Annotated in this window: 16 protein-coding genes; 9 read left to right on the plus strand and 7 right to left on the minus strand. The window is 59.0% G+C overall.

Annotated features, from left to right (window positions below; translation table 11 throughout):
• The first annotated feature begins 143 nt into the window (after window positions 1-143).
• The 3 genes from acnA (at window position 144) to HF945_RS11010 (ending at window position 4,634) form a co-directional block, all read left to right on the plus strand.
• Window positions 144-2,891, plus strand: a complete 2,748-nt coding sequence (acnA, locus tag HF945_RS11000) for an aconitate hydratase AcnA (protein ID WP_290522651.1) — start codon at window positions 144-146, stop codon at window positions 2,889-2,891.
• An 844-nt stretch (window positions 2,892-3,735) separates the two neighbouring features.
• Window positions 3,736-4,026 carry a hypothetical protein gene (locus HF945_RS11005; RefSeq protein WP_290522652.1) on the plus strand — a complete coding sequence of 97 codons (291 nt, stop codon included), beginning with the start codon at window positions 3,736-3,738 and terminating at the stop codon, window positions 4,024-4,026.
• A complete protein-coding gene (locus HF945_RS11010) occupies window positions 4,026-4,634 on the plus strand; it encodes a GNAT family N-acetyltransferase (RefSeq protein WP_290522653.1) in 609 nt (202 codons plus the stop codon). Before HF945_RS11005 ends, HF945_RS11010 begins: the two co-directional genes overlap by 1 nt.
• Window positions 4,635-5,682: 1,048 nt before the next feature.
• On the opposite strand, the gene HF945_RS11015 is transcribed toward HF945_RS11010, so the two are convergent.
• Together HF945_RS11015 and HF945_RS11020 are read right to left on the minus strand one after the other, a co-directional pair.
• A complete protein-coding gene (locus HF945_RS11015) occupies window positions 5,683-6,546 on the minus strand; it encodes an SDR family oxidoreductase (RefSeq protein WP_290522654.1) in 864 nt (287 codons plus the stop codon).
• A gap of 22 nt (window positions 6,547-6,568) precedes the next feature.
• On the minus strand, window positions 6,569-7,819 hold the full coding sequence (locus tag HF945_RS11020) for an oxygenase MpaB family protein (protein ID WP_290522655.1): 1,251 nt from the start codon (window positions 7,817-7,819) through the stop codon (window positions 6,569-6,571).
• 136 nt (window positions 7,820-7,955) lie between these two features.
• Between HF945_RS11020 and HF945_RS11025 the strand changes: the two genes are divergently transcribed.
• From HF945_RS11025 to HF945_RS11050, 6 genes are all read left to right on the plus strand, one after another.
• Complete coding sequence (locus HF945_RS11025) at window positions 7,956-8,573, plus strand: TetR/AcrR family transcriptional regulator (RefSeq protein WP_290522656.1); 618 nt, start codon at window positions 7,956-7,958, stop codon at window positions 8,571-8,573.
• Window positions 8,570-9,565: an AraC family transcriptional regulator gene (locus tag HF945_RS11030; RefSeq protein ID WP_290522657.1), complete on the plus strand. Its 996-nt coding sequence runs from the start codon at window positions 8,570-8,572 to the stop codon at window positions 9,563-9,565. Before HF945_RS11025 ends, HF945_RS11030 begins: the two co-directional genes overlap by 4 nt.
• 259 nt (window positions 9,566-9,824) lie before the next feature.
• Window positions 9,825-10,703: a fatty acid desaturase gene (locus HF945_RS11035; protein ID WP_290522658.1), complete on the plus strand. Its 879-nt coding sequence runs from the start codon at window positions 9,825-9,827 to the stop codon at window positions 10,701-10,703.
• A gap of 212 nt (window positions 10,704-10,915) precedes the next feature.
• Complete coding sequence (locus HF945_RS11040) at window positions 10,916-11,794, plus strand: fatty acid desaturase (RefSeq protein ID WP_290522659.1); 879 nt, start codon at window positions 10,916-10,918, stop codon at window positions 11,792-11,794.
• Window positions 11,795-11,807: 13 nt separating this feature from the next.
• Entirely contained in the window at window positions 11,808-12,608 is an 801-nt protein-coding gene (locus HF945_RS11045) for an SDR family NAD(P)-dependent oxidoreductase (RefSeq protein WP_290522660.1), read from the plus strand.
• A gap of 289 nt (window positions 12,609-12,897) precedes the next feature.
• On the plus strand, window positions 12,898-13,659 hold the full coding sequence (locus tag HF945_RS11050; protein WP_290522661.1) for an NYN domain-containing protein: 762 nt from the start codon (window positions 12,898-12,900) through the stop codon (window positions 13,657-13,659).
• 311 nt (window positions 13,660-13,970) lie between these two features.
• Here HF945_RS11050 and HF945_RS11055 read toward each other — a convergent pair whose 3' ends face one another.
• The 5 genes from HF945_RS11055 to HF945_RS11075 form a co-directional block, all read right to left on the minus strand.
• Complete coding sequence (locus HF945_RS11055) at window positions 13,971-15,275, minus strand: TRAP transporter large permease subunit (protein ID WP_290522662.1); 1,305 nt, start codon at window positions 15,273-15,275, stop codon at window positions 13,971-13,973.
• Window positions 15,272-15,766, minus strand: coding sequence for a TRAP transporter small permease (locus HF945_RS11060; protein ID WP_290522663.1), 495 nt, complete (start codon window positions 15,764-15,766; stop codon window positions 15,272-15,274). Before HF945_RS11060 ends, HF945_RS11055 begins: the two co-directional genes overlap by 4 nt.
• Window positions 15,767-16,756: a TRAP transporter substrate-binding protein DctP gene (dctP, locus tag HF945_RS11065; RefSeq protein ID WP_290522664.1), complete on the minus strand. Its 990-nt coding sequence runs from the start codon at window positions 16,754-16,756 to the stop codon at window positions 15,767-15,769.
• Between the two features lie 8 nt (window positions 16,757-16,764).
• On the minus strand, window positions 16,765-17,616 hold the full coding sequence (locus HF945_RS11070; protein ID WP_290522665.1) for a TRAP transporter TatT component family protein: 852 nt from the start codon (window positions 17,614-17,616) through the stop codon (window positions 16,765-16,767).
• 71 nt (window positions 17,617-17,687) lie between these two features.
• Entirely contained in the window at window positions 17,688-18,509 is an 822-nt protein-coding gene (locus HF945_RS11075; protein ID WP_290522666.1) for a rhomboid family intramembrane serine protease, read from the minus strand.
• Between the last annotated feature and the right edge of the window lies 1 nt (window position 18,510).

The raw sequence follows: 18,510 nt of genomic DNA on the forward strand, positions 1-18,510 counted from the left end.
ATTCTCTCAAGGGAACCAGGGAGCTTTTGCATCGCTCCCCCAGATTCAGGGTCCCGGAACTACCGTCCAGGACCCTGTTGTCCCACACTACCGCGGCCCAAACGGCAGCGGGCAACCCCCTCATATCCACCAGGAGGTGTACAGTGACACGGATTGGCCAGGACACCCTGAACAGCAAGAAAACCCTGCAAGCCAACGGCAAGACCTACCACTATTTTGATATCAACACCGTGGCCGACAAGGGTTGGGGTGATCTCAGCAAGCTTCCCTTTTCCCTCAAGGTACTGCTCGAAAACCTGCTGCGTTTCGAGGATGGCGAAACCGTCAGCGGCAAGGACATCGAAGCGGTAATGCGCTGGCTGGACAACAAGCGCTCTGACCATGAAATCAACTACCGGCCGGCCCGGGTCTTGATGCAGGACTTCACCGGTGTACCCGGGGTGGTGGATCTGGCCGCCATGCGCGATGCCATCAGCAAGGCCGGTGGCGACCCGTCACGCATCAACCCCCTCTCCCCGGTGGATCTGGTTATCGACCATTCGGTGATGGTGGACAAGTTCGGCAATCCCCAGGCGTTTTCCGAAAACGTGGACATTGAGTACCAGCGTAACCGTGAGCGTTACCAGTTCCTGCGCTGGGGCCAGAAAGCGTTTGATAATTTCCGTGTGGTGCCACCGGGCACCGGCATCTGTCACCAGGTAAACCTGGAGTATCTGGCCAAGGGGGTGTGGTCCTCCGAAAGTGATGACGGCAACACCTACGCCTACCCGGACACCCTGGTAGGCACCGATTCGCATACCACCATGATCAACGCCCTGGGCGTACTGGGCTGGGGTGTGGGCGGTATCGAGGCAGAGGCGGCCATGCTCGGCCAGCCCATCGCCATGCTGATTCCCGAGGTGATCGGCTTCAAGATCAGCGGCAAGCTGCGCGAAGGCATCACCGCCACTGACCTGGTGCTGACGGTCACCGAAATGCTTCGTCGTCGCGGGGTGGTGGGCAAGTTCGTGGAGTTCTTCGGTGATGGCCTGGCCGATCTGACCCTGGCCGACCGGGCCACCATCGCCAACATGGCACCGGAATACGGGGCCACCTGTGGCTTCTTCCCCATTGATGAGCGCACCACTGAATACATGGAGCTGTCCGGCCGCGACGCCGACACCATTGCCCTGGTGGAAGCCTACTGCAAGGCCCAGGGCCTGTGGCGCTCCAGCGCCGACCCGGACCCGGAGTTCACCGACGTACTGGAACTGGATCTGGGCGATGTGGTGCCCAGCCTGGCGGGCCCCAAACGTCCCCAGGACCGGGTGCCCCTCACCGCCGTGAAACGCACCTTCATTGATGTGGTCACCGATACCCTCAAGCTCAACGATGAGGAAATCAGCAAACTGGAAGGCGAAGGTGGCCAGACCGCCGTGGGTAATCATGAGCCCAGCGGGGGGCAGGTGCCGGTCATGATTGATGGCCAGAAGCACTACATGAGCCATGGTGATGTGGTCATTGCCGCCATCACCTCCTGCACCAATACCTCCAACCCCAGCGTCATGCTGGCTGCCGGCCTGGTGGCGAAGAAAGCCGCCGAGAAAGGCATGAACCGCAAACCCTGGGTGAAAACCTCGCTGGCCCCCGGCTCCAAGGTAGTCACCGATTACCTGGAAGTAACCGGTCTTCAGAAACCGCTCAACGACATCGGTTTTGATCTGGTGGGCTATGGCTGCACCACCTGTATCGGCAACTCCGGCCCCCTGCCTGAGGAAATTGATAAAGCCATTTCCGACGGTGATCTGGTGGTCGCCTCGGTACTGTCCGGTAACCGCAACTTTGAAGGCCGTGTTCACCAGAGTGTCCGCACCAACTGGCTGGCCTCGCCGCCGCTGGTGGTGGCCTATGCCCTTGCGGGAACAGTGAAGATTGATCTGGACAAGGATCCCATTGGCAAGGACAAGGACGGCAATCTGGTCTACCTGAAGGACGTATGGCCCAGCTCCGATGAAATCCAGGCTGAGCTGGTGAAGATCAACAACGACATGTTCCGCAGCCAGTACGCCAGCGTGTTCGAAGGTGATGAAACCTGGCAGAGCCTGCCGATCCCGGATTCGCAGACCTACGACTGGGACAGCAGCTCCACCTACATCCAGAACCCGCCTTTCTTCGACGGGCTCACCGCCGAAGTGGACGATGTGGAGCCGGTAAAGAATGCCCGCATTCTGGCGCTGCTGGGCGACTCCATCACCACCGACCACATTTCCCCCGCCGGGGCCATCAAGGCGGATTCGCCGGCTGGCCATTACCTGCAGGGCCATGATGTGGAACCCATCGACTTCAACTCCTACGGCTCACGCCGGGGGAACCATGAAGTGATGATGCGCGGCACCTTCGCCAACATCCGCATCCGCAACGAGATGACGCCGGACATTGAAGGCGGCTTTACCAGACACCTGCCCCAGGGTGAGGAAATTTCCATCTATGGTGCCGCCATGCGTTACCAAAAGGATGGCGTACCCACGGTAGTGGTGGCCGGCAAGGAATACGGTACCGGCTCCAGCCGGGACTGGGCGGCCAAGGGCACCAACCTGCTCGGGGTGAAAGCAGTGATTGCGGAAAGCTTCGAGCGCATCCACCGCTCCAATTTGATCGGTATGGGCGTGCTGCCACTGCAGTTCCCGGAAGGTACCGACCGCAAGACCCTGAACCTGGATGGCAGCGAAGAAGTGGATATCCCGGACCTGACCAATGGCCTGAAAGCCGGGGATACCGTGAAAGTAGTATTCCGCCGCGACGGCAAGGAACAGACCGTGGAGGCCATCTCCCGCCTGGATACCGCCGCCGAAGTGGAGTACTACAAACACGGCGGCATCCTCCATTATGTGCTGCGGCAGATGATGGGTTAGGAGACGCTGCGCGCAACATGCTTCATGCAACACGCGCGAAGGGGCGGTGCCAGTCGGCACCGCCCTTTTTATGTCTGCCGCCGTAGGAACGTAGCGCAGCGAAGTAACGCACGCAGTGCGGCCCCGAAGGGGTGAGCGAAGCGAATAACCGGCCTGCAAGCGATCCGAGCCTTGGCGAGGAATAAAACAGAAGCGAGCGACGAGTTTCGAGTTGCGAAAGGCAAAACCCGAGATGGCCAAGAAGGGCCACTGCTGTCCCACATTTTCAGGAACCCTCTTTGGGACAGGAGCGCCTTCCTTGGTGGGAGCTTGCTTGCAAGCGAATTACGTTCTTGCGAACACATCTTCGCCTACAAGCAAGTCCCTACCCAGGAAGCACCTACAGAGGCTGTGGGGCGACATCTGAACATTGGCTCGCCGCCAATTCATGTCTTCAAATCACGAAAGCCCCTGCCGGAATGTCAGCCCCCGCAGAACTCAGTCAAACAGATACAAACTGTGAGACCGCAGTGCAGAAGGGGCTGGCTTTTCGAGACTCGCTTCTCGCAACTCGAGACTCACCCCTCGCTGTCGCTCGGATCGCGGTCGAACGACCGCTCCTACAAATGCGACGGCGCGGCATCATCGCTTCGGTGCGGCTGAGGTGTTTCCTTCATTTCACGCCGGTTCCTGCACAATTCGAACAACGTTTCTGGAATCCTTACCTCGCTCAGGCTCGGATCGCTTGCAGGCAAGCTCCTACGGGAACCGCACCCTGCACCCTGCTTATAACGTTACCCCCTCCCCCTCGAGGCCCTGTTTTTGCTATGCTGACTCTCCTTCACGTTGAGTTTGGGGAAGCTCCGTGCGTCGTCTGATAGTCATTACATTACCGTTCCTGGCCCTGTGCGGAACATTGCACGCCAGTGATAACGAACTGCTCAATGCCGAGCAACGCGACGCCCGCCTGCGAGAACAGAAAGAGCTGGAGTCTCGCACGGAAGCGCTGGAAGCCCGGCAGCAAACCACCCGTGAGCTGCTGGATCAGCAGGACGCCTATCTCAAGGCACTGCGCGAACAGATAGACGCCTTGAAAGCCGCCAACGGGGAACAGGGTGACAGCGAACAGGAAGAATCTGCCGGGGGCACACCATAATGCTGAACTGGATACGCCGCTTCTTTGGCAAGCCGCAATCGACCACCGAAGCGCCGCCGGCACAACCCATGCCGCTGGTGGAGCCCGAACTCCCTGTCAGCCCAGCAGCGCCTGAAGAAGATGCTTTTGCCGCCTTTCTGCCGTTCCAGATCCGTCCTCTTGAAGTCACTGATGTGAGCAAGCTGATCCGGGTCTTTCGAGACGCTATTCAGCTAGGTACTGCAGGGCAATACGACCAGGCACAACGGGATGCCTGGAGCCAGGCACAGAGCCACGACAGCCTCATCTCCTTGCTAAGTGAAGGGGAGACCGTGGTGGCAGAGTGGGACCAGGAGTTGGTAGGTTTTGCCCAACGGATTCGCGACTGCATCAACATGATCTATGTGCATCCCGATTCGGCCCGAGTTGGTATTGCCACCCTGTTGTATCAACATCTGGAAGACAGCGCCCGTGTCGACGGCGTGAGCGGGCTGACTGCCCATGTGAGCCTGACTGCCCACGATTTCTTCCAGTTCATGGGCTTCAACAGCGAGGGTCAGGAACAGGCAGACCGGGACGGCGTGACCCTCACCCGCCACCTTATGCGCAAATCATTAGTGACAAACTAGGTATACATGCCATTTATTGATCAGTTTTTCTGATCAAATTTCCCAATCCAGTGCGCTGGGTTCCCTGCCCTCTTCGCCATATTCTGTATCCACGGTCAGCGAACGTCGCGACCCAACGAATGAAATTGCGCTCATTCTGTTATCCCCCGGAGTCATGGATGACTCCTGGAGCCGCCCCTCCCATGGCAGGCTCCACGAACCCCCTTCTGGCCGTCTCCCCCGACGGCCATTTTTTTTGGCCGCGCTGCGGCCGCCAGACGCTGGATGCCTGACGCTTGACGCTAAGAGCTGAAACCAATCCCTCGTTCACCACAGAGGGCACAGAGTTCACAGAAAAAAACCGTCTTTCTTCAGTGATCTCTGTGTCCTCTGTGGTAAATCTGCCTTTAACGACGCTGGGCAATAGCATTGCCTGACCTGACGCGCACAAGAGCGGCGCTCGTGCGAGGGTCTTGCTTGCAAGCGAAGGGGTTTTGGTCGAGTGTGGGAAAACCTTCGTTTGCAAGCAAACTCCCACATCCTTGCTTTCTGCAGGAACGGGAGTGCAACGGAGGTAACAGCCGAAGGGAGAGCGCAGCGAATACGCCACTTGAGGCCCGAACCTCGCCCAGCGAGGCGACCGAAGGGAGGTGTTTTTCAAAGGCCTGTCGAGTCCGGAGATGCCTGATCGCTCTGGGACCGGTTCGTTTTTTTGGGGACGCCGGCTTTCACGATTCGAACAGCGGTTCTGGAATCCTTACCTCGCTTGGGCTCGGATCGCTTGCAGGCAAGCTCCCACAGCGGCTTCGTAGACAGCAGCAAACGCGGGAACTTTTTAGGTTTTCCCAGTCCAAGCGTAGCTTGTAGCTTGTAGCTTGTAGCTTGTAGCTTGTAGCTCATGGCTGATAGCTGATAGCTTGTAGCTGAACCCACCGCTTGCAAAGCGAATCTGACCCGACCGGGTAGCGGCAAGCTTGCCAACCCCCGCCTGTTCGCCCGGGAAAAACCCGCTTTGCAAACGGTCGCACCACCCGCTTGCGGGTGGCGCCATCGTTGATCAGGGCTTGTCTCAGGACTTGTAGAGCAGCTTGCCCACGCTGTTGAACGCCTTGTCAGAAAGACTCATGCGAATCATGGAACGGAACAGGGTTTCCGGCAGCAGACGGCGGGCAGTCAGCAGCATGCGGGCATCCACCCCTACGCTGTAACGCAGGCGGGAACTGGTATCCGTGGAGGCACGATAGATCACCTCGGCGGCCTGTTCAGGCGTGGAACCACCCGGCCCGGTCTTGTCCATCACTCCGAACTGCTCTTTGGCATAGCCATCATAGGAGGACACACCGGTCTGGTTATCGCGATCGGAAGAGCGACCAAAGAAGGCGGTATTCACTGCACCCGGCTCGATGATCTTCACATTGATACCCAGCGGCGCCAGCTCATAGACCAGCCCCTCAGTGAAGCCTTCCACCGCCCACTTGCTGGAGTTGTACACGCTGTACAACGGCAAGGGCACACGACCCACCATGCTGGCCACATTGACCAGCGCCCCACTCTTGCGCTCACGGAAGTGCGGCAGCACCGCGCGGCAGGTTTCCATCAGCCCGAACACATTGGTATCAAACTGACGAATGATCTGCTCTTCGCTAAGGGTTTCGAATGCTCCCATCAGGCCGTAACCCGCATTATTCACCAGCACATCAATGGCGCCGAATTCCTTGATTGCTTCTGCTACGGCGCTGTAGATGCTGTCGCGGTCATTCACATCCAACCGCAACAACAACACCCCAGGGAGCGATGCCAGACCACCGGCGTCACTGGGGTTGCGCATAGTCGCCACCACATTCCAGCCCTTCTTTTGAAAGAGCTGGGCGGTGGCATAACCGATGCCGGATGAAGCACCAGTAATCAGTACAGTCTTTTGCTTGTCAGTCACAATAGTCACCTGCTGCGTATTCTCAAACGTGGCCCGGGTGTTTGCTGTCGGGGCGAATAATTCCCTGCTCGGCCTCGCCGAACATCTGGTTCAACACTTCCAGTTGATCACGACGGCCACGGCGCTCCTGACGGCGGCGCAACACCGGGTTATAGCGTTGCGAAACGTGACCCACAAAACGGGGCACCAGAGTGGCCACCGGATACCAGGGCAAGGTGGACGCGGGCAGCCCCAGCTGCGCCATCTTTTCCTTGTCCAGGAAATAGCTGCTCATGCTGAGATGCTTCTCATAGGCCAGTCGGCGCTGAATCCCTTCCAGGTGGCTGAAGTGACGCTCCAGCGGCTCGTCTGCCAACGCCTTACCCAGCTCCCGGGTGGTCTCGTCCGGGCGGCTCTGGGTCATCAGGGTATGCTGCAGCAGCACGATGCCCTGGCGTTCAGTATCCACCAGCCAGCGCTCTTCCACCCCCATCAGCCAGCTGGCGTATTTCCACAGGTGCATCACCGCTTTGGACTCCCGCGGCGTCACCGGCACGCCCAGCTTGCGCAGGCCACCGAGCATCACCACACAGAAGCCCAGATAGGTGGCCACCATGTCCACCTGGCTGAGGGGCATGCCCCACTCGCTGGCATCCCAGTCTTCCCGACGGTTGAGGTTGCGGCGTACCAGGGAATGCACCATGCGCACATGCAGGGTGGAACGGAACCCCGGCCCAAAGCGCTTGAGACCATCGATTTCCGTGCAGTCCACCCACCATTTGCCGGTTTCTGCCACCCGCTGGGAAGCGCCCTTATTGAGCGCGCCAGTGAGCACCAGTGACTGGTTGAAACCGGACAGCAGATAGCCGCCCATCAAGGCCAGGTCACGCAGCACATAGGGGGCGGTCATGCCTATGGAGTGAATGAAGCGGGCACCTTCGTTGATCAGGTCGAAATTCACCCATGCCGGGCGCTTTTCCACCTTGCGGATGAAGGCGCGCAACGGCTCCGGGCAGTCTTCCACCGCCGACAGCCCTTCATTGATGGCGGTCTCGAACTTGGCACGGGCTTCACGGGCGCCGTATTCCATCATCCAGTCCACCAGTGCGTCCATCTCCGGGTCCCCCACCCAGAGCGCGCCCACAACTCCGTCAAATTCTTCCCGGCTGGGCGCCAGATCACGGCCCAACAGGGTCTTCAGCAGCAGCGGTGTGGGCTGCTGGGTCTTCTCGAAAGGCCGTACCCGTCCGGGTACCGCTGGCAATGTTTCCTGAGCCTTGGCTTGAGCGTTCATGCTCGCCTCCACGTGTCAGTACGACAGTTGTTGCAATGACAGGCACCCTAATGCGAATATGTATTCGCATTCAATTCGCATTTTAAAACTGGCTCAGCATGAGTCGTCACAAGAAGCGCTACAAAGAAGAGTCGTTATGCGCAAACGTCCACAGCAACAGCGTTCAAGGGAACTGGTACAGGCACTGATTGATGCCACCGCCAAGGTGATCCAGCAGCAAGGGCTGGATAACACCACCACCGCCCGGATTGCCGAGGCCGCCGGGGTCAGCGTGGGCTCGCTGTATCAGTACTTCGGGGACAAGGAATCGCTGATCGAGGCCCTGATGGAAAGCCTGGCGGAAGGTATCGGCACAGGCCTGCGCCAGCTACCGTTGCTGGATAACGACGACATGCACGCCCTCATCGGTAATGCCATTCGCTTCGGCTTTGCCGTGCTGCATTCCCGCGATGGCCTGTATCTGGAACTGGTGCGCAACTGGCACCGGCTGCCCACCGACCGGGTGGTAGATGTGCTACAACAGCACTTCATGGAACTGGCAAGGGTCTATTTCCTGCGCCACTATCGGGATTACCCCATCGAGAATCTGGAAGTGCGGGTGTTCATCGTCACCAACAGCGTACTGTTCACCATGGTGCGACATATCAGCCAGCACAACGGTCTGATCCGCGAAAACGCCCTCGCCACGGAACTGACCAGCATGGTAGCCAATTACATGACCCTGCCCCCGTCCTCATCGGAGGTGCAAGCATGAGCCCGGATCTGGCACTGGCTTACTGCCGCATGATTGCCCAGGCCATGGGTCTGGATCAGGACGGCCTGGAAAATCTGGTCTGCAACACTGGCATCAATGTGGAGACCCTGCAGCATGGTGATGGCTTTATCGACTGGGCCGGCACCTGCCAGCTGATCGCCAATGCCCAGGCCATCAATCCGCTGCCGGATCTTGCCCTGCAGGCCGGCCTGCGTGCCCTGCCCGCCATGCACGGCCCCATGGGCATGGCAGCCATGGCCAGCCCCACCCTGCGCGATGCCATGCGCGTGTTTGTCGCCTTCACCAATACCCGCACCCGGGTATTCCATACCGAGATGGAAGAAGACGCCGACACCATCACCCTGCATCTGCAGTTCAACTACCCCATGGATGACTACATCCGCTTCCTTACAGAATCGGCCATGGCGTCCGCCTATGCCTGCCACGTAGTACTACGCGGCAAACCGATCAACGACGGGGTGGCCTACTTCAATTACCCGGCCCCGCCTTGGGCGGATGCCTACAAGAAGATCTTCCGCGGCACCGAAGTGGTGTTCGATGCCCCGCAAACCGGCCTCACCCTGCCCGCCCATTACGGCGACGAATCCCTGGCCAGCCATGACCGGGAACTGCTGTGGATGGCCATCGGCCAGTGTGAAGCCCGCCAGGAATCCCTGCGCAAGATGGGTACCGTCACCGACCAGGTGCTGGCCCTGTTGCATCAGGCCGAAGGCAAGGCAGACCTGGACACCATCGCCGACCGCCTGCACATGAGCCCAAGGACCCTGATCCGCAAGCTCAAGCTCGAAGACACCCGCTTCCAGCAACTGCGCGACCAGACCCTCAGCCGCCGCGCCACCCAGCTGCTCAGCCTGCCCCACTACACCGTCGCCGAGGTGGCAGAGGATCTTGGCTACACCGATGTAGCCAGCTTCCGCCGTGCCTTCCAGCGCTGGTTCGGCACCAGCCCGGGGAAATTTCGGCAGGAATAGAGCAGTTGAAAGTTCAAAGTTTAAAGTTGAAAAGCGCGGGGCCGTTTATCGTGACGATCCATGTCACTGCCCGCGCTGAACCCAGGATCGCGGGCACGGCCACCCCATTCCACGGCTTCTGATCGCGCCTTTTCAACTTTAAACTTTCAACTTTCAACTCGCCCCTGTCATTTTCTATCCCCCCCTTGTCAGCATCCGCGCTTATCCGTGAACCGGTTTCCGGCAACACTGAATAAAAGCACCATTGGAGACTGGCGCAATGAGTAACGCAGACAAAAATAACGAACTGGCAAAATTGAAGGTGTCACCGAAATTTGCGTGGCCCACCCTGGCCATTCTGGTTGGCTCGCTGGCAGCCATCGCCCTGACCTGGATCATGGTCCCCATGGGCATCTGGCCCCTGTGGCTGGGCATGGTGGTCAACAGCATCGCGGGCTACGCCCTGTTCACCCCGGCCCATGAGGGCATTCACCGGGCTGCTGCTCAGAAGTCCGAACACAACGATTTCATTCTGGCCGCCGCCACCTTCGTGGCCGTACCATTCGGCAAGGGCAAGCTGTTCCGCCTGCTGCACATGCGCCACCACCGCTTCGCCAACGACCCGGAGAACGATCCGGATCACTGGATGGCCAGCAGCCTGTGGACCATGCCGCTGTGGGGCCTGTGGCCGTACTTCTATCTGTACAAGTTCCTGCGCAACCCGGAACTGCTGCCGAACGTGAAGGTATCGGAAATTGTCCGCGAGATCGTGGTGGCCGGCGCCATCTTCGGTGTCCTGATTGTGCTGATGCCGTACTACATGCTGATGCTGTGGCTGATCCCCACCTACTTCGCCTTCTTCCTGATGTGCCTGGTGTTCATGGTGCTGCCGCACTACCCACACACCGGCCGCCAGGACGAAGACCCGAACACCACCGCGCTGATGCGCATGGGCCAGGAATGGTGGCTGACCCCGGTGCTGATGTTCCAGAACTATCATCTGGTGCATCACCTGTACCCCACCGCTCCGTTCTATCGCTACGGCAAGATCTGGAAAGCCCGCGAGGCGTATCACCTGGAGCATTCCGGCGACATGATCATCGGCCCCTTTGGTCTCGGCCCGGAAAATCGCAGCGAGTCCACTGGCAATCCCGCCTGATTGTCCGGCTGAACGCCTGACGCCTGACGCCTGACGCCAAAAGCGGAAGGCGTCTGGCCGTTTGGCGCCGGGCATCCACCGTCTGGCCTCAGGCGTCCTATCAGACGTTCCGCCTGACACTATTTATCCCCTTTTTTGGCAGCTTTGGTGCTTAACAAGCCCTGCGAAAAGGTAAACACTGTGTATGCACAACCTGCAGGGAGACTGCCCCAATGAGCACAACCACTGAAGCAGAAGAACTCAAGACCCTGGCCAAACTGAAGGTTTCCCCGAAGTTTGCCTGGCCCACCATCACCCTGATGGTGCTGTCCCATGCGGCCAACATTGCCAGCTGGGTGATGGTGATTGGTGGCTACTGGCCGGCCTGGGTCGGGCTGGTGATCAACAGCATCTCCGGCTATGTCATGTTCACCCCGGCCCACGAATCCATTCACCGTGCCGCCGCCCAGAAGTCTGAACACAACGACCTGATTCTTTCCATCGCCACCTTTGTGGCGGTGCCGTTCGGCAAGGGCAAGCTGTTCCGCATCATGCACATGCATCATCACCGCTTTGCCAACGACCCGGAAAAGGATCCCGATCACTGGATGGCCAGTAGCCTGTGGACCATGCCGCTGTGGGGCTTCTGGCCCTTCATCTACCTGATCAACTACATGCGTCATCCGGAAAAACTGCCCAACGTGGAAATGGCCGAGATTCGCCGTGAGCTGATCGTCGCCGGTATCGCCCTGACCGCCCTGTTCATCTGGCAGCCCTATGTGACCCTGATGCTGTGGCTGATCCCGTCCTACTTCTCGTTCTTCCTGATGTGTCTGGTGTTCATGGTACTGCCCCACTACCCACACACCGGCCGTCAGGATGTGGATCCGAATACCACCTCCCTGATGCGCATGGGCAAGGAGTGGCTACTGACCCCGATCCTGATGTACCAGAACTATCACCTGGTCCATCACCTCTACCCCACCGTTCCGTTCTATCGTTACGGTAAAGTCTGGAAAGCCCGCGAGGCCTACCATCGCAAGCACTCCGGCAGCATGATCATTGGCCCCTTCGATCTGGGCCCCAAAGAACAACCCGGCGACGCCGCCTGACAGGAGCATAACAATGACAAGAACTGTACTGGTCACCGGCGGCGCCGGTGGCATTGGCCGTGAATTCTGCAAGCTGTTCAACAACGACGGTTACCGCATCGTGGTGTTCAGCCTGTTGCAAGACGAGCTGGATCAGCTGGGCAAGGACCTGAAAGCCCAGCGCGCCAACGTGGACTACCACGGCGTACAGATGGACCTGTCCGAACCGGATGCCGCCGAACGCATCGTCGAGTGGCTGGAGCAGGAAAAGATCGAGCTGGACGTGCTGGTCAACAATGTGGGCTTCGGCATGATGGGCGAGCATGTTGAACAGGACAGCAAGAAGCTGGAGCGCATGCTCACCCTGAACAACATCCTGCTCAGCAAGCTGTGCATGCTGGTAGGCGCCAAAATGAAAGCCCGCGGCACCGGCCAGATCATGAACATCGGCTCCCTCGCCGGTTTCTGCCCCATGCCGTTCTTTGCCGCCTACAGTGCCAGCAAGGCCTTCGTGATCAACTTCAGCGCCTCCCTGCACGAAGAGCTGAAGCCCTACGGTGTCCAGGTCACCTGCTTCTGCCCCAGCACCACCAAGACCGCCTTTCTGGATACCGCCCAGAGCAAGCACCAATCCTCCAGCGGCATCACCAAGTTCGTCTCTGCCCAGATCGACACCCCGGAAGAGGTGGCCATCGCCGGCTACAAGGCACTCAACGAAAAGAAAACCTTCGCCCTGCCCAGCCTGCCGATCACCCTGCAAAGCATCTGGATCCGCACCATGCCGCTGCGCTATATGGCGAATTTTGTGTTCAAGAAATCCGTTAAAGAGCAGTGAACAGTTAATAGTGAATAGTTAACAGCTGCGCGAGCGAAGCGTGGCGAACACGGAAAAGATAGAGGCCGCGCCCAGGTATTGGGCGCGGCCTCTATCGTTTGTGGAGCAAGGTTTTCTGTGGGAGCGTGCTTGCACGCGAAGGGTTTATAGCAAAGCCCCGCTGTCGCTCGATTCGTCTGCAGGCACGCTCCTACAATGCCAGGAAGGCTCCGCCCACACTTATCGATTAGCAGTTAACGATTACCCCTCACCACGATAAGCTTGGCGTAACCACCCACAAGGAAGGCTAATGAGCAAACGGAATGGGAATAGTTCGGACCCCGATCATGCGTCCCTCGCGGTGCTAATCGATGCGGACAACGCGCCAGCGAAGATCATCGATGGTCTGTTTGAGGAAATCGCAAAATACGGTACCGCCAGCGTCAAGCGTATCTACGGCGATTGGACCAAGCCCAACCTGGGCGGTTGGAAGGATGTGCTGCTCAAACATTCCGTACAGCCCGTCCAGCAATTCGCCTATACCAAGGGCAAGAACGCCACCGATAGCAGCATGATCATCGATGCCATGGATCTGCTCTATACCAAGCAGCTGGATGGTTTCTGCATCGTCTCCAGTGACAGCGATTTTACCCGGCTGGCAGCACGTCTCAGAGAAGAAGGCTTGATGGTCTACGGGTTCGGTGAGGAAAAGACGCCCGAGCCCTTTGTATCAGCCTGCGACAAGTTCATTCGAACCGAAGTACTTCGATCTGATCACAGCCCGGAACAGGATGAGAGCAAAGAGGCGCCAACAGAAGCCACTCCCAAGCCGATACAAAAAGAGCCGCCGCCATTACAGTTGATCGCCAATGTCATCGACTCCATCGGCGACGAGGATGACTGGGCCAACCTGAGCACCGTTGGGCAACTGATGAGCAAACGCAAACCGGACTTCGATACCCGCTTGTACGGCCACAAGAAACTCAGCGACCTGCTGCGGGCCTACCCAAAATGGTTCGAGCTAAAAAAAGGCGCCGGCTCCGGTGTTCTCGTCAAAGCCCTTCGCAAATAAACTCACGAAATCTTTCTGTAGGAGCGCCACTTGAGGCGCGAACCGAGCGGTAGCGAGTCACGGGTTTCGAGTTGCGAAAGGCAAGATCAAGAATCACACCTACGAGAACCGGTTTGTTGGTTTTCGAAACTCGCTTCTCGCAACTCGAAACTGGTTTGTTCGCACCTCCAGTGGTGCTCCTACAGCTCCAGATTGGCTTTCCCAAACGGTAGAGGCCGCGCCCAATGCCTGGGCGCGGCCTCTATCTTTGCAGTCACCGCCACGCTTCGCTCGCGCAACTATTCACTGTTAACTATTAACTATTCACTGCTTTATCTAACCAGCCACAAACTCAACTGCGGAATATAGGTGATCATCAGCAGCGCCACGATCAGCACCAGCATGAACGGAATGGTGGCGGCGAACAGTTCGGTGACACGTTTCTTGAAGCGGTAGCTGGCGATAAACAGGTTCATGCCCACCGGCGGGGTGATGTAGCCGATCTGCATGTTGGCCACGAAGATCACGCCCAGGTGAACCGGATCAATGCCATAGCGCAGGGCCACCGGCAAGATCAGCGGCACCATGATCACCAGCGCCGCGAAGATATCCAGCAGCGCCCCCAGCAGCAGCAGCAGGATATTGAGCAGGATCAGGAAGGCAATCTTGCTCTCCACGTGGGTCTGGATCAGGGTGAACAGTTTCTCCGGCACACCGGCGTACACCAGATAATCGGTAAAGGCCAAGGCCACCGCCAGGATCAGCAGAATGCCACCGACCATGATCATGGATTCCCGCATGATGGCAGGCAGCTTGCGCAGGGAAATTTCCTTGTACAGGAACACCTCCGCCACCAGCACATAGAGCGCCGTCACCGCGGCCGCCTCACTGACGACCAGGAAGCCGGAGAAGATCCCGCCCAGTACCACGACAGGCAGCGGCAACTCCCAGCGCGCCTCCCACAGGGCATCCACCAGTTCGCGGAAATCGAACGGCTGACGGGGAATGGGATGGCCGGCCTTGGCCGCGCCACGGGTGGCCCAGACACAGTATCCATACAGCAGCACGATCATCAGCAGCGCCGGCACCAGGCCTGCCAGATAGAGATCGACGATTTCCACCGGGGGCATGTCCAGCTGCTGGGACATCTGCTGGGCAATGATGCCGTAGATCAACAGCGGCACCGAGGGCACCAGCAACAGGCCCAGGCTCCCCGATGAGGTCACCAGCCCCAGGCTGAAGCGCTCCGGATAATTGCCTTTCACCAGTGCCGGCAACAGCAAGGCACCCAAGGCCACAATGGTGACGCCGGAACCGCCAGTCAGCGCGGTAAAGAAGGCACAGGCAATCAGCGACACAAACGCCATGCCACCGGGCATCCAGCCGAAGGCGGCCTGGCTGAGACGCAGCATCCGGTCAGCAGTCTTGGATTCACTGAGCAGGAAACCGGCAAAGGTGAACAGCGGCAGCGCCATCAGCACCACCGAGTTGCTCAGCTGGTAGATATCGATGTGCAGCACCGCCAGCTCGATATCCAGGGTATAGAACCCCAACGCAGCGGCACCCAGAATGATGGCGTAGAGCGGGGCCCCCATCAGCGCCAGCAGGATCAGCAGTAAAATGGCGATCGTGATCATGCCACCGGCTCCTGCATCCGCGGCCGCTTGCCCGCCAGCGCCATCAGGAACAACAGCACATAGCGCGCCGCCATGACCGTGAAGCCCACCGGAATAATGGCCTGCAACAACCAGCTGGGCACATCGGCAAAGGCCGGGGTGGCGTATTCATATTCCTCGATCACGAAACCCACGCTGTACCAGGCCACCAGCCCACAGATGAAGGCGGTGAACAGATCCACACCGATGGTCAGGAAGGGGTGATACTTTTCCGGCAACAGAGTGGAGGCCACATCGATGCGGATGTGTTCATCCTTGCGGGAGGCAATCATGGCCCCCAGCAGGCCGATCCACAGTACCGCGTTCTGCAGCAGGGGCTCGATCCACACCAGGCTGGTGCCAAAGAAATTACGCAGCACGATCTGCGCCACCGCCAGCAGGATCATAAACAAAAGGACGGCCACGATAAGGCCGTCCTCGATACGGTGTAACCAGCGAAGCAGCGCTGTCATTTACTGCCCTTCACGCTGCTTGGCCAGGATGGCATTGAGCCGGTCCAGCATGGCCTGGCTGATTTCGCCTTCTTCCACCAGCTCTGCGGTGGCACGGTCAGCGTAGGTTTTCCATTCCTGGAACTGCTCGTCAGTGGGCTTGATCACGGAGAGGCCCTGCTGCTGCACCGCCTGGAAGGCGCTCAGGTTCTCCTTGCGGCTTTCCGCATCCAGTTTGGCGAAGGTGGCTTCCAGCACTTCTTGCACGGTTTTCTGATCTTCTGCACTCAGGCGGCCAAAGTATTTCTTGTGGATGCCCAGCAGACCAAAGGTGTACAGCAACGGCATGTCGGTTACGTTGTTCACGCGGGAATACCATTGCAGGGTCAGGGCTGCCACCGGCGGTGCGGCAAAGGCATTGATGGCACCGGTCTGCAGGGACGTCAGTACCGCGCCGATGTTGAGCATGATCGGGGACAGCTCGAATGCCTTGGCTGCCTTGGCAGAGGCCTCGTCGTTGGCCGGCAGCCACAGCTTCTGGTCACGCAGGTCATCCAGGCTACGCACCGGGTTTTCTGACATCACGTAGGCAAAGCCGCCGTCGATCAGGCCGAAGCTGACCCAGCCACCGGCTTCCAGACCTTTCTGGATTTCCGGGTCCAGCTCGGCGCGTACCGCATCCACTTCCTCATAATTGTTGAAGGCCAGCGGCACATTCAGGATCTGGCTGTCCTTGTAGGCGGAAGCAAAGGCACCGCCCTGGGCAATCTGGCCATGCAGCTGACCAATGCGGATCTTGCGCTCCACCGCCCGGTCATCGCCCATCACCCCGCCGGGATAGATCTTCAGCTTCACCCGGCCCTCGGTCTTCTCGGCAATTTCCTTGCCGGCATCCTTGAGCCCGGTAACGATGGTGGTGCCATCCGGGTAGAGGGTGGAAATCTTCAGGGTGGTGGCGGCGGTGGCCACCAGCGGCAGCAGGGCTACCAGTACCGTCGCAAGACGCAACATATCAGCTCCTAGAAATATTCATCCGCGTCGGCAAGCAAGGCTTCCGCCTCTTGCTGCGCATAGGTGTTTTGCAGGGTCAGGCCATGCACGTCCGGGTCCGCCGCCAGCACCTCGTTGAGCAGGCGATCATGCAGCTCCCGGTCGAAGACCAACCGTGCGTAATTTTCGGCATACAACACCGGGGCGAGCAGGTTCTTGCCCCCGGACAGCACCACTGCCTTTTCGAAATGGGTCTGGGCCACATCCGGCTTGCCCCCCAGAGAGGCAGGCAGAATGCTGTTGAGTACGCCCAGATACATGTGCGCCTGGCCATACTGGTAGCCCTCGTCGAGCGTCACGATACGCTCCATGATGGCTTCTACGCGGCCCAGTTCGGCCACCGCATTCCAGTCACTGGTATTGGCCTGGATGTAGCCGGCCCAGGCCCCGCCCAGGGTGAACAGCATGGGCACATCCTTCTCACCCGCGTCTTCCAGCAAAGCCTCGAATTCAGGAACGCTCAACCCACGCAGATCACAATAATCCTCGTCGCTGGCACAAGCCGCACGGAAGGCGTAATCCAGCGCCTTGGTACTGAGCTTGCGGGCCCGCGCCGGATCTTCCACAAACAATCCGGCGTAGGCACCGTACAGATCCGCACCACTGGCCAACAGAGACTCACTCTCCGGCCAGTTCTCGATCAGGCCATCGACCATCAGCAGGTAGGTGGGCAGGCCCTCGGCCACCAGCTGAAGATCATTATTGTTCAGCACGCCGTAGGGCAGGTTGTCATCGACCCGGGCCAGGGAACAGCCCTGAAGGGTGAACGCCGATGCCAGTAAAACGGTGGGGACCAGCCCCTTGAAGAAGCGCCACTGCATAGGTCGCTGATTCCCTTTCTTTATTATGACAATGGAATTGGCTGTCTTTATAGCAGCCCCACTGGGGTAACTCAAACCGCCCGGTTACCGGAATGACGGCGCATCAGGCCGAATAGGCCACCCAGGGCGCAACCACTGACCAGACCGGACAAGTGGGCGGTGTTAGCCACAATACCGGACAAGCCCACAAAACAGATTACCAGCCACGCCAGCATGAAGATCACAATCTCCCGGCGCAGGGCATAACCAGCGCCGGGATTGACCTTGCCGTAGATCCACAAGTACCCCAGCAGCCCGTAAACCACACCGGAAAGCCCGCCGAACAAAGGACCGGAATCCAGGAACTGGGCCACGTTGGACACCCCCGCGGTAATCAGGGTGATCATCAGCAGTTGTCCGGAAGACTGGAAACGCTCGATCAGCCGGCCCAGGTCCGCCCACCAGAGCAGGTTGAAAATGATATGCATCAGGGAAAAGTGCAGCAGCATGGGAGTGATCAGCCGCCAGGGCTGGGACGCCAGACCATCCAGGGTCTGCGGAAACATCAGGGCCCGGTAGACCGTCTCGCCAAACACATACGGGGTCAGGAAAATCAACGCACACAGCACCAGGCCGGTCTTGGTGACCCAACCCAGGCTGGCCAGCCAGCCCCCGGACAATAACGGCTGGGGCCGCCCGGTGAGCGGCTCCACCGCCTCCCTGCCTTGCTGACGCTGCAGATCACCAATCAACTCTTCCACCAGCTTGCGGGCGTGGGGGTATTGTTGTTGATCCGGGATCGACAGCACCTGCTGATCGCCCTCCTCGCGACGCTCCACCGTAAAACCGTTGCGGGTGAGAGTATGTTGTATCAGGTCAGCCAGTTCCGGCTGGGGGGTGCGAATCAGTTCCATG

The sequence above is a fragment of the Alcanivorax sp. genome, from assembly GCF_017794965.1.
In the GTDB taxonomy this organism is placed as follows: domain Bacteria; phylum Pseudomonadota; class Gammaproteobacteria; order Pseudomonadales; family Alcanivoracaceae; genus Alcanivorax.

Coding starts and splice junctions, on each gene's coding strand:
- HF945_RS11075 (WP_290522666.1), bottom strand. CDS start 18,509: ATGGAACTGATTCGCACCCCCCAGCCGGAACTGGCTGACCTGATACAA.
- HF945_RS11050 (WP_290522661.1), top strand. CDS start 12,898: ATGAGCAAACGGAATGGGAATAGTTCGGACCCCGATCATGCGTCCCTC.
- HF945_RS11035 (WP_290522658.1), top strand. CDS start 9,825: ATGAGTAACGCAGACAAAAATAACGAACTGGCAAAATTGAAGGTGTCA.
- HF945_RS11025 (WP_290522656.1), top strand. CDS start 7,956: ATGCGCAAACGTCCACAGCAACAGCGTTCAAGGGAACTGGTACAGGCA.
- HF945_RS11055 (WP_290522662.1), bottom strand. CDS start 15,275: ATGATCACGATCGCCATTTTACTGCTGATCCTGCTGGCGCTGATGGGG.
- dctP (WP_290522664.1), bottom strand. CDS start 16,756: ATGTTGCGTCTTGCGACGGTACTGGTAGCCCTGCTGCCGCTGGTGGCC.
- HF945_RS11040 (WP_290522659.1), top strand. CDS start 10,916: ATGAGCACAACCACTGAAGCAGAAGAACTCAAGACCCTGGCCAAACTG.
- HF945_RS11010 (WP_290522653.1), top strand. CDS start 4,026: ATGCTGAACTGGATACGCCGCTTCTTTGGCAAGCCGCAATCGACCACC.
- HF945_RS11070 (WP_290522665.1), bottom strand. CDS start 17,616: ATGCAGTGGCGCTTCTTCAAGGGGCTGGTCCCCACCGTTTTACTGGCA.
- HF945_RS11045 (WP_290522660.1), top strand. CDS start 11,808: ATGACAAGAACTGTACTGGTCACCGGCGGCGCCGGTGGCATTGGCCGT.
- HF945_RS11060 (WP_290522663.1), bottom strand. CDS start 15,766: ATGACAGCGCTGCTTCGCTGGTTACACCGTATCGAGGACGGCCTTATC.
- HF945_RS11030 (WP_290522657.1), top strand. CDS start 8,570: ATGAGCCCGGATCTGGCACTGGCTTACTGCCGCATGATTGCCCAGGCC.
- HF945_RS11020 (WP_290522655.1), bottom strand. CDS start 7,819: ATGAACGCTCAAGCCAAGGCTCAGGAAACATTGCCAGCGGTACCCGGA.